Source organism: Pseudomonas proteolytica, assembly GCF_007858275.1.
Classification (GTDB): domain Bacteria; phylum Pseudomonadota; class Gammaproteobacteria; order Pseudomonadales; family Pseudomonadaceae; genus Aquipseudomonas; species Aquipseudomonas proteolytica.
Window position 1 is genome coordinate 1 of the sequence record NZ_VFEV01000056.1, and the last position, 13,687, is coordinate 13,687.

Sequence of the window (13,687 nt, forward strand, 5' to 3'; positions counted from 1 at the left end):
GGGACTCTTGGTTCCAGGGCATGATCAGATACCTCCTGACCATGCGTATTAACCTGTAAACCATGTCCCCGGTTAGAAATGTAAACGATGTCCCCGGTTTGTACCGGGACAAGCCCCCTCGCCACAACAAGCCCCTCGCCACGCTGGGATCAGCTTGCGCTGTTTTGCGGGCTCAACCAGCCGCGAATCCGCCGGTACAACTGTTCCTGGGCCGCTGCGCTATTGCCGGGGATCGTCTTCAACGACACCTGCTTATAGTTGTCATTCTTCAGCCGCTTGCTCGCCTGGCCGCGTTCGAGCGCCAGTTTGCTTGCCAGGGCGCTGTCCTGATAGAAGACATCGGCAGTCGCCAACTTCAAGGCCGGCACCAACTGTTGCAGGTCCGGTTGACGACCCACCGGCGTCTGCGCGGCGACCATAACGAATTTCTGCACCTGGGCTGGTTGTTTTTCGCTCAGGTAGCGCGCTGCCCACCAGGCCCCGGTGCCGTGCCCCAGCAGCACGACGCTGCGGGCGTTCTGGGTCTGGGCATAGGCGACAGCGGCATCGATACGGGCGAAGATCCGTGTCGCATCGGTCTTGTCCTGCTCGTCCACGCCGGGAACCACGACCGGATCGGTGCCCTCGGCTTCGGCGCTGGCCGCTTGTTCGATCGGCTTGGGTGCGGCGCTGCTGGCATCCTTGCTGCTGGTGTCGACGGCCGCGTCGGGCGCCTGCATGACCCGAGGTGGCAGGGTGTCCAGGCTCAGGTCGGGCAGCGACAGGCTCAGGCTGCCCCAGGCGGCATCCGGTAATTTCTGGCGCAAAGGCCCGATTGCTTGCGGCCAGTCAGCCGTTTCTCCGGCGCCGGGGACGATAATCACCAAACCTTGCGGCTCGGCGCTGTTGGCTGGTTTCCACAGGGCCAGGAACGACTCGTCGCCGGCCTGTAACTGTTGCTGTTCCTGAGGCGGCAATTGCCGCTCCAGGGCGCTGGCTTCTTCTTGGCTGCGCTCGGGTAACGGCTGGCGTTCCGGTGGCTTTTCGGCGGTAGCCGGCGCGGTATCAGCCGCCTGTACGCAAAAGGTGCTGGTAAACAGTAGCGACAGGCACAATGCTGGCAGTGTCGAACGGTGAAGCAGGGGCATAGTGGAATCCCGGCCAGAAGTGATCCCGGCAGCCTAATGGGTTGGATGTGAGATGTGAATGATGATTTTTCGCTGTCTGCTGGTTATCGGCTATCTGTGCTTTCCCTTGATGGCGAGTGCCGCGCCTGCTTCCGTGGTGCCGCCGGCGGTGCTCAGTGCCCAGCAGCGCGAGTGGCTGGCGCAGCACCCGCAACTGCGGGTCGGTGTGGTGTTGCAGGCACCCTACGCACAATACGACCGGCGCCTGCAGCGCTTGTCCGGGGCCAATGTCGAGCTGATGCAGGCGCTGGCCAAGGCGCTGAATATCGAACTGACCTGGCGCAACTTCCCCACGCAAGAGCAGTTGGAGGACGCCTTGCGTGAGGACGCGGTCGACCTCGCGCCTGGCCTGCTGCAAACCCCGGCCGGCCTGCGCCTGTGGCTGTTTTCCGACCCCTATATGCGTGTGCCCCAGCACATCGTGGGTATTCGTGACGGCAGCGGCGCAGTGGACCTGGAAAAGCTCGACGAACACTCGCGGGTTGCGGTGCGCATGCCCAGTGCCGTGGCCGAATACCTGCGCAGCAATTACCCCAACCTGAACCTGCAAGGCGTGCCCCTGGAGCGCCAGGCCCTGCAATTGTTGGTCAGCCAGCAGGCGCGCTATGCGGTGATCGATGAGGCGCAGTTGAGTCGGCTGTCGGTCGAGCCCGAATTCGCCGGCCTGGCGGTGGTCGGTGATATTGGCCTGCCGCAACTGCTGCGGGTGGCCACGCGGCGGGACTGGCCACCCTTGGCGGACATTGTCGAGAGCGGCCTGCGGGCCATTCCCGCCCGTGAGTTGGAGCAATTGCACGCCCGTTGGCTGCAACCCAAATATCCGCGGCTCTCGGAATCTCCGGGGTTCTGGCAAAACCTCAGCCTGCTGCTGGGCCTGCTGTTGCTCGCGTGCCTGGCGGTCGCTGTGTGGCAGCGTCGGCAAAAACATGCCCTGGAGCACCAGTTGCTGGCCACCCGCGAAGAAAGCGCGGCCCGCGCCGCCGGTGCCGAAGCCTTGCGCCTGACCCAGTTTTCCATCGACCAAAGCACCGTCGGTATCCTCTGGGTCAATTGGGACAGCCATGTGCGCTATGCCAATGTCGCCGCCGAAGCCATGCTCGGCTACGCCCCAGGCGCGCTGATCGAACGCCCGTTGATCGAGTTCGAACCCAACCTGAGCATGGACCGCTGGCTGAACCTGTGGAAGCGCGCGCGAGCCAGCGAAGACGGCCCCCAGAGCTTCGCCACCCAGTGCCTGCGTGCGGATGGCAGCCTGTTGCCCACGGATGTGTCCCTGAGTTTCCTGCGTTTTGCCGGTGGCGAATACCTGGTGGTGTACCTCACCGACGTTACCGAGCGCCGCCGCGCATTGGCCGCCCTGCAGGAAAGTGAAGCGCGCTTGCAAGGCATCGCCGCCAATGTGCCGGGGATGGTCTTTCGCCTGGAGCGGCTGGCGCTGAGTGCCGATATCGACTTCGCCTATATCAGCGAAGGCAGCGAGCGCCTGGTGGGCTACTCGCCGTCCGTGCTCAGCCATCGCGATGTGGGGATTCGCAGCCTGGTACACCCCGATGACCGCGCCAGTTACCACCAGACCCAGGACCAGGCCATCGACAGCGAGAGTAACTGGTCGTGGCAGGGCCGCATCCTCACTCGCCAGGGCGAGCAGCGCTGGGCCGAGATCAAGGCCGTTACCCGGCGCCTGGAGGATGGCGCGGTGGTCTGGGACGGGATCGTCTGGGACATCAGCGACAGCAAGCGAATTGAATTGGAACTGGATGCCTCGCGTGCGCAACTGCGCGAGCTGTCAGCCCACCTGGAGACGGTGCGCGAGGAAGAGAAGGCGCGGATTGCCCGCGAAGTCCACGATGAGCTGGGGCAGATGCTCACGGTGCTGAAACTGGAAACCTCCATGTGCGAGCTGGCCTACGCGCAACTGGACCCCGGCCTGCACGAACGCCTGAACAGTATGAAGCGCCTGATCGCCCAGTTGTTTCAACTGGTGCGCGATGTGGCCACCGCGCTGCGCCCGCCGATTCTCGACGCAGGGATTGCCTCGGCCATTGAATGGCAGGCGCGGCGCTTTGAGGCGCGCACGCAGATCCCTTGCCTGGTGCAAGTGCCAGATAACCTTCCGGCGTTGAGCGACGCCAAGGCCATTGGCCTGTTCCGCATCCTGCAAGAGGCGCTGACCAATGTCATGCGCCATGCCCAGGCGCATACTGTGGAACTGACCCTGGCGGTGGAGGGCGCCAATCTGCGGCTGACCATCAGCGACGATGGCGCAGGCTTTGTCGCCGCGCCGGGGCGGCCGGTGTCGTTTGGCCTGGTGGGCATGCGCGAGCGGGTGCTGATCATGGGCGGGCAGTTGAGCCTGGACAGCGAACTGGGGGAGGGCACCACCCTGAGCGTGACGGTGCCGTTGGATGCCCCCTAGGCCCTTGTGGGAGTGGGCTTGCCCGCGATGGCGGTGTCACAGTCAGCGGATGCATAAGCTGCTAAACCGCATTCGCGAGCAAGCCCGCTCCCACATTTTGAATATTGGCGTTTAATCGTTATAGAGAGGAAAGTCCTGTGATCCGCGTATTGGTAGCCGAAGACCACACCATCGTCCGTGAGGGCATCAAGCAGTTGATCGGCCTGGCCAAGGATCTACTGGTGGTGGGCGAGGCGGGGAATGGCGAACAGCTGTTGGAAGCCTTGCGCCATACACCATGCGAGGTCGTGTTGCTGGATATCTCGATGCCTGGGGTCAATGGCCTGGAAGCGATTGCACGGATTCGCGCTCTGAACAATCCGCCGGCGATCCTGGTACTGTCGATGCATGACGAAGCGCAAATGGCTGCCCGGGCGTTGAAGGTCGGCGCGGCGGGGTACGCGACCAAGGACAGTGATCCGGCGCTGCTGTTGACGGCGATTCGCAAGGTGGCCGCGGGCGGGCGCTATATCGACCCGGACCTGGCCGACCGCATGGTGTTCGAAGTCGGCCTCACCGATGCCCGGCCCTTGCATTCGCTATTGTCCGAGCGTGAATTCTCGGTGTTCGAGCGTTTGGCCCAGGGCGCCAATGTCAACGATATCGCCCAGCAACTGGCCCTGAGCAGCAAGACCATCAGCACCCACAAGGCGCGGTTGATGCAAAAGCTCAACATCACCTCCCTGGCAGAACTGGTGAAGTACGCGATGGAGCACAAACTCCTGTAGGCGCCCGGCTTGCCGGTGGTGGCTATCTTGAGGGCGCCATCGCCGGCAAGCCGGGCTCCTACAGGGAGGCGTATCTATTTGCGACACCCCGGCAGCACCCCGCAGCCCATGCCTGCGGCTTGTCGCGTCCTCCTGGCCGCTCAACTGTCCCATGCCCGCCATCCGTGTAGGGCAATCCCTACCCCGAACCTTCCACCGCGCTGATGCCAATCTCTCTTGCGCCCCGATTTTCGTGGGCTGGCGCCTGGACTACGCTTGCTCCACAGCATTCCAAAACACAAAGGTGCGGGTATGAGCGAGGTGGATTCAAATGATGTGCTGGTCAGCTTTCGTGGTGTGCAGAAGAGCTACGACGGCGAGAACCTGATCGTCAAAGACCTCAACCTGGACATTCGCAAAGGCGAGTTCCTTACCCTGCTGGGCCCGTCCGGCTCGGGCAAGACCACCAGCCTGATGATGCTGGCGGGCTTTGAAACGCCGACCGCCGGGGAAATCCTCCTGGCCGGACGCTCGATCAACAACGTGCCGCCGCACAAGCGCGACATTGGCATGGTGTTCCAGAACTACGCGCTGTTCCCGCACATGACCGTGGCCGAGAACCTGGCGTTCCCCCTGACAGTCCGGGGTTTGAGCAAGACCGATGTCAGTGAGCGGGTCAAGCGTGTGCTGAGCATGGTGCAACTCGACGCCTTCGCCCAGCGCTACCCCGCGCAACTTTCCGGCGGCCAGCAACAACGGGTCGCGCTGGCCCGTGCATTGGTATTCGAACCGCAGTTGGTGTTGATGGACGAACCCCTCGGCGCCCTCGATAAACAGCTGCGTGAACACATGCAGATGGAGATCAAGCACCTGCACCAGCGCCTCGGCGTGACGGTGGTCTACGTGACCCACGACCAGGGTGAAGCGCTGACCATGTCCGACCGCGTGGCGGTGTTCCATCAGGGCGAGATCCAGCAGATCGCACCGCCGCGCACCTTGTATGAAGAGCCGAAAAACACCTTCGTCGCCAACTTCATCGGTGAGAACAACCGCCTTAACGGCCGCCTGCACAGCCACACCGGTGAGCGTTGCGTGGTCGAGTTGGCGCGGGGCGAGAAGGTCGAGGCGCTGGCGGTGAATGTCGGGCAGATCGGCGGCCCGGTAACCCTGTCGGTGCGCCCGGAACGGGTCAGCCTCAATGGCTCCAGCGAAAGCTGCAGCAATCGCTTCTCGGGCCGGGTGGCCGAATTCATCTACCTGGGCGATCACGTACGTGTGCGCCTGGAAGTCTGCGGCAAGGCTGATTTCTTTGTGAAACAACCGATCGCCGAGCTGGACCCGGCACTGACGGTCGGCGATGTGGTTCCGATTGGCTGGCAAGTCGAGCACGTTCGCGCACTCGACCCACTTCTAGAGGCGAATTGATCGCCCCCTTGGCTTCACCCAACCCTGCACGTGGAGAGAACAATAAATGTTGAGATCCCTGAAATTGACCGCCCTGGCCATTGGCCTGGCGGGTGCTTCACAGGTCATGGCAGGTACCGACCTGACGGTGGTGTCGTTTGGCGGCGCGAACAAGGCGGCTCAGGTCAAGGCCTTCTATGCCCCGTGGGAAAGCGCGGGCAATGGCAAGATCATCGCTGGCGAGTACAACGGTGAGATGGCCAAGGTCAAAGCCATGGTCGACACCAAGAGCGTGTCCTGGGATCTGGTGGAAGTCGAGTCGCCGGAACTGTCCCGTGGCTGTGACGAAGACATGTTCGAACCGCTGGACCCGAAACTGTTCGGCAACCCCGACGACTATGTGAAAGGCGCGATCCAATCCTGCGGCGTGGGGTTCTTTGTGTGGTCCACAGTGATGGCCTACAACGCCGACAAACTGAAGACTGCGCCCACCAGTTGGGCAGACTTCTGGGACACCAAGAACTTCCCGGGCAAGCGTGGCCTGCGCAAAGGCGCCAAATACACCCTGGAGTTCGCCCTGATGGCCGACGGCGTGGCGCCCAAGGATGTCTACAAAGTGCTGGCCAGCAAAGATGGCCAGGACCGCGCCTTCAAGAAACTCGATGAACTCAAACCGTCGATCCAGTGGTGGGAAGCCGGCGCACAACCGCCGCAGTACCTGGCCTCGGGTGATGTGGTCATGAGCTCGGCCTACAACGGCCGGATTGCTGCGGTACAGAAAGAAAGCAACCTGAAGGTGGTGTGGAACGGCGGCATCTACGACTTCGATGCCTGGGCGATTCCCAAGGGCCTGAGCAAGGAACGCGCAGACGTGGCGAAGAAATTCATCGCCTTCTCGGTCGCCCCGCAACAACAGAAAATCTACTCCGAAAACATCGCCTACGGCCCGGCCAACACCCAAGCCGTGCCGCTGCTGGCCAAGGACGTCCTCAAGGATATGCCGACCACCCCGGAAAACATCGCCAACCAGGTGCAGATCGATGTGAGCTTCTGGGCGGATAACGGCGAGCAGTTGGAGCAGCGCTTCAATTCCTGGGCCGCCAAGTAATAAGCCGCGCCACATAACCCATTGTGGGAGCGGGCTTGCTCGCGATGGCGGTGTATCAGTTACACATGAGTCAACTGACAGGCCGCCATCGCGAGCAAGCCCGCTCCCACAGGGGATCTGCGTTGTTCAGCAGATTGCATTTATTTTCGTTACCCGGAGTTTGCCATGGCCATCGCCGTTCCCTCGAACGAGGTCACCACCCCCAGCTTGAAGCAGCGCCTGGCGCGTGCCGAGCGGCTTAACCGCTGGAAGGCCCAGGCGCTGATCGCGCCACTGGTGGTGTTTTTGCTGCTGGTGTTCCTGGTGCCCATCGTCGCGCTGCTCTACAAAAGCGTCGGTAACCCGGAGGTGGTCGCCGGCCTGCCGCGCACCGTGGTGGCGGTGACGGCCTGGGATGGTCGTGGCTTGCCCGGCGAGCCGGTGTACCAGGCCATCAGCGAGGACCTTGGCGAAGCCCGCAAAAACCAGACCCTGGGCGATCTGTCCAAGCGCCTGAACATGGAACTGGCGGGCTATCGCAGCCTGCTGACCAAAACCGCGCGGGCGCTGCCGTTCAGCGAAGTGCCGGCCTCTTATAAAGAAGCGCTGGAGAACCTCGACGAACGCTGGGGCGACCCCGCGTACTGGCAGGCAATCCGCCGCAATACCAGCAGCCTGACGCCTTACTACCTGCTGGCGGCGGTCGATCATCGGATCGACGACCTGGGCGAAGTCGCCCCGGCCACGCCGGACCAGGCGATCTACCTCGATATCTTCGCCCGCACCTTCTGGATGGGCCTGGTGATTACCGTGTGCTGCCTGTTGCTGGCCTATCCGCTGGCGTACCTGCTGGCCAACCTGCCGGCGCGGCAGAGCAACCTGTTGATGATCCTGGTGCTGCTGCCCTTCTGGACCTCGGTGCTGGTGCGGGTCGCCGCGTGGATTGTGTTGTTGCAGTCCGGTGGCTTGATCAACGGCGCGCTGATGAGCATGGGCATCATCGATAAGCCGCTGGAGTTGGTGTTCAACCGGCTTGGGGTCTACATCTCCATGGTGCATATCCTGCTGCCGTTCATGATTTTGCCGATCTACAGCGTAATGAAGGGTATTTCACCGACCTATATGCGCGCGGCGATTTCCCTGGGCTGTCATCCGTTTGCCAGTTTCTGGCGGGTGTACTTCCCGCAAACCTATGCGGGGGTCGGTGCCGGTTGCCTGTTGGTGTTCATCCTGGCGATTGGTTACTACATCACCCCGGCGCTGCTGGGCAGCCCGAACGACCAGATGGTCAGCTACTTCGTGGCGTTCTACACCAACACCAGCATCAACTGGGGCATGGCCACTGCACTGGGCGGCTTGCTGCTGCTGGCGACCGTGGTGCTGTACCTGATCTACAACTGGCTGGTGGGCGCCAGCCGCCTGCGCCTGAGCTGAGGAGCGCCTGATATGTCCAGCAGTCCTTACATGTCACCCATCGAACGGGTGTGGTTCTACAGCTTGCGGATCCTCTGCGGCCTGATCCTGTTGTTCCTGATCCTGCCGGTGTTGGTGATTATCCCGCTGTCATTCAACTCCGCAAGTTTCCTGGTGTACCCGTTGCAGGGGTTTTCGCTGCACTGGTACCAGGACTTCTTCGCCTCGGCGGAATGGATGCGCGCCTTGAAGAACAGCATCATCGTCGCCCCGGCAGCGACGGTGCTGGCGATGGTATTCGGTACGCTGGCGGCCATCGGCCTGACCCGTGGCCATTTCCCCGGCAAAGCGCTGGTGATGGCCCTGGTGATTTCGCCGATGGTGGTGCCCGTGGTGATTATCGGCGTGGCCAGTTATCTGTTCTTTGCCCCGCTGGGATTGGGCAACAGCTTCTTTTCGCTGATCGTGGTGCATGCGGTGTTGGGCGTGCCCTTTGTGATCATCACGGTGTCGGCGACCTTGCAGGGGTTCAACCATAACCTGGTGCGGGCGGCGGCCAGCCTGGGAGCATCGCCGTTGACCGCGTTTCGCCGGGTGACCTTGCCGTTGATTGCGCCGGGGGTTATTTCCGGGGCGCTGTTTGCCTTTGCCACGTCCTTCGATGAGGTGGTGGTGACGCTGTTCCTCGCCGGGCCCGAGCAAGCAACCTTGCCACGGCAGATGTTCAGCGGCATCCGTGAAAACCTCAGCCCGACCATTGCCGCGGCGGCGACCTTGTTGATTGCCTTCTCGGTGGTATTGCTGCTGACCCTGGAATGGCTGCGTGGGCGCAGCGAAAAACTGCGCACCGCGCAGGTCTGACTGCTGAAACCCGATCACCTGTGGGAGCTGGCTTGCCTGCGATGGCATCACCTCGGTACACCTGACACACCGAGCCGATACCATCGCAGGCAAGCCAGCTCCTACAGTGAGCGTGCCTGCCTGGAGTCATCCGACCATTCAGCCGCTGAATGGCAGACAACCCATATTCCCCAGCTATTCTTGTGCCAGCCCCCCAACTTATAAGAGGCCGCGCACATGAGTACCTCCTCATTCAAGATCGCCCATAAATTGCTCACCGGCCCAGGCGCCATCGAACAATTGGCCGCCGAGCTGACCCGGCTGGATATCGATAACCCGCTGATCGTCACCGATGCCGCGCTGGTCAAGTCCGGTACGGTGCAACTGGCGTTGGCGCAGTTGGGGGATCGTCCCTATGAGATTTTCGACCGGGTGTTGCCCGACCCGGAGATCGCCATTGTCGAAGACTGCATGCAGGTCTACCGCGAAGGCGGGCATGACGGCCTGATCGGTGTGGGCGGTGGCAGTGCCATTGATATCGCCAAGAGCGTTGCCGCCTATGCCGGTTATCACGGCGCCCTCGCGGATTTGTTCGGCGTGGACCAGGTGCCGCGCAAGGGGCCGCCGCTGATTGCGATTCCCACCACGGCCGGCACCGGTTCGGAAGTGACCAATGTGGCGATTCTTTCAGACAAGGCCGCGCAATTGAAAAAAGGCATCGTCAGCGACTATCTGCTGCCGGATGTCGCGTTGATCAGCCCGCAAATGACCCTGACCTGCCCGCGCAGTGTCACGGCGGCCAGTGGCGTGGATGCCCTGGTGCATGCCATCGAGTCCTATCTGTCGCTGAACGCCTCGCCGATCACCGATGCCCTGGCCATCGGTGCGATCAAGTTGATTGCCAAGGCCTTGCCCAAGGCTTATGCCAACCCGGCCAACCTGCAGGCGCGTGACGATATGGCCACCGCCAGCCTGATGGCCGGCATGGCGTTCGGCAATGCCGGGGTGGGCGCGGTGCATGCGCTGGCCTATCCGTTGGGCGGGCGCTTCAATATTGCCCATGGGGTGAGCAACGCGTTGCTGCTGCCCTACGTGATGCACTGGAACAAGCTGGCCTGTGTCGAGCGCATGCAGGATATTGCCCAGGCCATGGGCGTGAATGTCAGCGCTTTGAGTCTCAACGACGCTGCCGACCAGGCGGTGGAGGCGATGACGCGGCTATGTGCCGCAGTGGAGATCCCCCAGGGCCTGCGCAGCTTCGGCGTGCCGGAGGAGGCGATCCCGGCCATGGCGGTAGAGGCCGCGGGAATCGAGCGGCTGATGCGCAACAATCCGCGCAAGCTCAGTGCGGCGGATATCGAGAAAATCTACCGCGCCGCCTATTAGCCATTGAGTCAGGTCACGGTGCGCGCAGCAAAGCATGAGGTATACAATGCGCGCCATCGTGATTTAGCTCAGAAAAGGTGCGTCATGCAGCCCTTCGTTATTGCTCCATCGATCCTCTCCGCCGACTTTGCCCGCCTGGGTGAGGAAGTGGACAACGTGTTGGCCGCCGGTGCCGACTTCGTGCACTTCGATGTCATGGACAACCACTATGTGCCGAACCTGACCATCGGCCCGATGGTCTGTGCAGCGCTGCGCAAATACGGCGTGACCGCGCCGATTGACGTGCACCTGATGGTCAGCCCGGTGGATCGCATCATCGGCGACTTCATTGACGCCGGCGCGACCTACATCACCTTCCACCCGGAAGCCACGCTGCACATCGACCGTTCCCTGCAGTTGATCCGCGAAGGCGGTTGCAAGGCCGGGCTGGTGTTCAACCCGGCGACGCCGCTGGACACGCTCAAGTACGTGATGGACAAGGTCGACATGGTCTTGCTGATGAGCGTCAACCCGGGCTTTGGCGGGCAGAAGTTCATCCCCGGCACCCTCGACAAGCTGCGTGAAGCCCGCGCGCTGATCGATGCCTCTGGCCGCGATATCCGCCTGGAGATCGACGGTGGGGTCAACGTCAACAACATCCGTGACATCGCGGCGGCGGGCGCCGACACTTTCGTCGCCGGCTCGGCGATCTTCAACACCCCTGACTATCAGGCGGTGATCGCCAAGATGCGTGCAGAACTGGCGCTGGCGCGTCCATGAGCGGTTTTGAGCAGTTGTTCCCCGGCAAGTTGCCACGGCTGGTGATGTTTGATCTGGACGGCACCCTGGTCGACTCGGTGCCGGACCTGGCAGTGGCGGTGGACCAGATGCTGCTCAAACTGGGGCGCAAGCCTGTGGGTATCGAGTCGGTGCGCGACTGGGTCGGCAACGGCGTGCAGATGCTGGTGCGCCGGGCCCTGGCCAATCATATCGACGCCGAGGGTGTCGATGACGTGGAGGCCGAGCACGCGCTGGAATTGTTCAACGCCGCCTACGAAGACGGCCACGAACTGACCGTGGTTTACCCCGGCGTACGCGACACCCTCAAGTGGTTGCACAAGCAGGGCGTGGAAATGGCCCTGATCACCAACAAGCCGGAACGCTTCGTTGCGCCGCTGCTGGACCAGATGAAGATCGGCCGGTATTTCCGCTGGATCATCGGTGGCGATACTCTGCCGCAGAAAAAGCCTGATCCGGCGGCGCTGTTCTTCGTGATGAAAATGGCCAACATCCCGGCGTCCCAATCGCTGTTTGTCGGCGATTCACGCAGTGATGTGCTGGCGGCAAAAGCGGCCGGCGTGCAGTGCGTGGCCCTGAGCTACGGCTATAACCATGGCCGGCCGATTGCTGAAGAGTCGCCGGCGCTGGTGATTGACGACCTGCGACTGCTAATCCCCGGTTGCTTGGGAGCGGGCGCTGAGATAACGTTGCCCGACGCCGTCCCATCCCTTTCTGGAAATCCCATCGTGGTGGTCACTCGCAAACTCTGGATGAAAGTCATCAAGGCCCTGGCCCGCTGGCGTTGGCGCGCCTGACTGATCCTGGCCGCGCTGCGGCACGTTTGCATATCTGACCGTTAGACCCTCACGCCACGAGGCACCTCATGATCCGCGAAGAATTCCTGCGTTTGGCCGCTGCCGGCTACAACCGTATCCCCATGGCCCGGGAAACCCTGGCCGACTTCGATACGCCGCTGTCGATCTACCTGAAGCTGGCCGACGAGCCCAATTCCTACCTGCTGGAATCGGTGCAGGGCGGTGAAAAGTGGGGCCGTTACTCGATCATCGGCCTGCCGTGCCGCACGGTCCTGCGGGTGCATGACTATCACGTCAGCATCACCCATGACGGCGTCGAGATCGAAAGCCACGATGTGCAAGACCCGCTGGCCTTCGTCGAAGCGTTCAAGGCGCGCTACAACGTGCCGACCATCCCTGGCCTGCCGCGCTTCAATGGCGGCCTGGTGGGGTATTTCGGCTACGACTGCGTGCGTTACGTGGAACAGCGCCTGGGCAAATGCCCAAACCCCGATCCTTTGGGGGTGCCGGACATTCTGCTGATGGTTTCCGACGCGGTGGTGGTGTTCGACAACCTGGCCGGCAAGATGCACGCGATCGTCCTCGCCGACCCGGCCCAGGCCGATGCTTTCGAGCAAGGCCAGGCCAGCCTCGAGGCCCTGCTGGACAAGCTGCGCCAGCCGATCACCCCACGTCGCGGTCTGGACCTCAGCCGTCCGCCGGCGGCCGACCCGGTATTCCGCTCCAGCTTTACTCAGGATGACTACGAGCGCGCGGTCGATACCATCAAGGAATACATCCTCGCCGGTGACTGCATGCAAGTGGTGCCGTCGCAACGCATGTCCATCGACTTCAAAGCGGCACCCATCGACCTGTACCGGGCGCTGCGTTGCTTCAACCCTACGCCGTACATGTACTTCTTCAACTTTGGCGACTTCCACGTGGTGGGCAGCTCGCCAGAAGTGTTGGTACGTGTCGAAGATAACCTCATCACCGTGCGCCCGATTGCCGGCACCCGGCCCCGTGGCGCCACCGAAGAGGCCGACCTGGCGCTCGAAGAAGACCTGTTGTCCGACGACAAGGAAATCGCCGAGCACTTGATGCTTATCGACCTGGGGCGTAACGACACCGGGCGCGTTTCGGAAATCGGCTCGGTGAAACTCACCGAGAAAATGGTGATCGAGCGTTATTCCAACGTGATGCACATCGTCTCCAACGTCACCGGCGAGCTGAAGGCCGGGTTGACGGCAATGGACGCGTTGCGCGCGATTCTGCCGGCGGGCACCTTGTCTGGTGCACCTAAGATCCGCGCGATGGAAATCATCGATGAACTGGAGCCGGTCAAACGCGGTGTCTACGGCGGCGCCGTGGGCTATTTTGCGTGGAATGGCAACATGGACACCGCCATTGCGATCCGCACGGCGGTGATCAAGGATGGCGAATTGCATGTGCAGGCGGGCGGCGGGATCGTGGCCGACTCGGTGCCGGCCCTTGAGTGGGAAGAAACCTTGAACAAGCGCCGGGCGATGTTCCGTGCGGTGGCGTTGGCCGAGCAGACCCCGCAGGACTGACGGCCAATCCAGATCCAACTGTGGGGCGAGCTTGTGTGGGAGCGGGCTTGCTCGCGAATGCGATGGATCAGTCAATACACGTACCGACTGATCCACCGCATTCGC

At 62.3% G+C, this 13,687-nt stretch carries 11 protein-coding genes; 10 read left to right on the forward strand and 1 reads right to left on the reverse strand.

Annotation, left to right across the window (positions count from 1 at the left end):
* Window positions 1–149: 149 nt before the first annotated feature.
* Window positions 150–1,127 carry an alpha/beta hydrolase family protein gene (locus tag FIV38_RS27695; RefSeq protein ID WP_092239457.1) on the reverse strand — a complete coding sequence of 326 codons (978 nt, stop codon included), beginning with the start codon at window positions 1,125–1,127 and terminating at the stop codon, window positions 150–152.
* A gap of 61 nt (window positions 1,128–1,188) precedes the next feature.
* Here FIV38_RS27695 and FIV38_RS27700 point away from each other — a divergent pair, with 61 nt between their 5' ends.
* The 10 genes from FIV38_RS27700 (at window position 1,189) to trpE (ending at window position 13,582) form a co-directional block, all read left to right on the forward strand.
* Entirely contained in the window at window positions 1,189–3,582 is a 2,394-nt protein-coding gene (locus FIV38_RS27700; RefSeq protein WP_175581910.1) for a PAS domain-containing sensor histidine kinase, read from the forward strand.
* A gap of 137 nt (window positions 3,583–3,719) precedes the next feature.
* Window positions 3,720–4,349 carry a response regulator gene (locus FIV38_RS27705; protein WP_029296794.1) on the forward strand — a complete coding sequence of 210 codons (630 nt, stop codon included), beginning with the start codon at window positions 3,720–3,722 and terminating at the stop codon, window positions 4,347–4,349.
* A gap of 291 nt (window positions 4,350–4,640) precedes the next feature.
* Window positions 4,641–5,753, forward strand: coding sequence for an ABC transporter ATP-binding protein (locus tag FIV38_RS27710; protein ID WP_029296791.1), 1,113 nt, complete (start codon window positions 4,641–4,643; stop codon window positions 5,751–5,753).
* Between the two features lie 46 nt (window positions 5,754–5,799).
* Entirely contained in the window at window positions 5,800–6,840 is a 1,041-nt protein-coding gene (locus FIV38_RS27715) for an ABC transporter substrate-binding protein (RefSeq protein ID WP_092239455.1), read from the forward strand.
* A gap of 165 nt (window positions 6,841–7,005) precedes the next feature.
* Entirely contained in the window at window positions 7,006–8,253 is a 1,248-nt protein-coding gene (locus FIV38_RS27720; RefSeq protein ID WP_029296786.1) for an ABC transporter permease, read from the forward strand.
* Window positions 8,254–8,265: 12 nt separating this feature from the next.
* Entirely contained in the window at window positions 8,266–9,093 is an 828-nt protein-coding gene (locus tag FIV38_RS27725) for an ABC transporter permease (RefSeq protein WP_092239453.1), read from the forward strand.
* A 216-nt stretch (window positions 9,094–9,309) separates the two neighbouring features.
* The gene (locus FIV38_RS27735; protein ID WP_029296779.1) at window positions 9,310–10,458 is read left to right on the forward strand and encodes an iron-containing alcohol dehydrogenase; all 1,149 of its coding nucleotides are present in this window, start codon (window positions 9,310–9,312) and stop codon (window positions 10,456–10,458) included.
* Window positions 10,459–10,542: 84 nt separating this feature from the next.
* A complete protein-coding gene (gene rpe, locus FIV38_RS27740) occupies window positions 10,543–11,217 on the forward strand; it encodes a ribulose-phosphate 3-epimerase (protein WP_092239451.1) in 675 nt (224 codons plus the stop codon).
* Window positions 11,214–12,032, forward strand: coding sequence for a phosphoglycolate phosphatase (locus tag FIV38_RS27745; RefSeq protein WP_092239449.1), 819 nt, complete (start codon window positions 11,214–11,216; stop codon window positions 12,030–12,032). The genes rpe and FIV38_RS27745 overlap by 4 nt, the downstream gene beginning before the upstream one ends.
* Window positions 12,033–12,100: 68 nt before the next feature.
* Window positions 12,101–13,582 carry an anthranilate synthase component I gene (gene trpE, locus FIV38_RS27750; protein ID WP_092239447.1) on the forward strand — a complete coding sequence of 494 codons (1,482 nt, stop codon included), beginning with the start codon at window positions 12,101–12,103 and terminating at the stop codon, window positions 13,580–13,582.
* Window positions 13,583–13,687 lie beyond the last annotated feature (105 nt).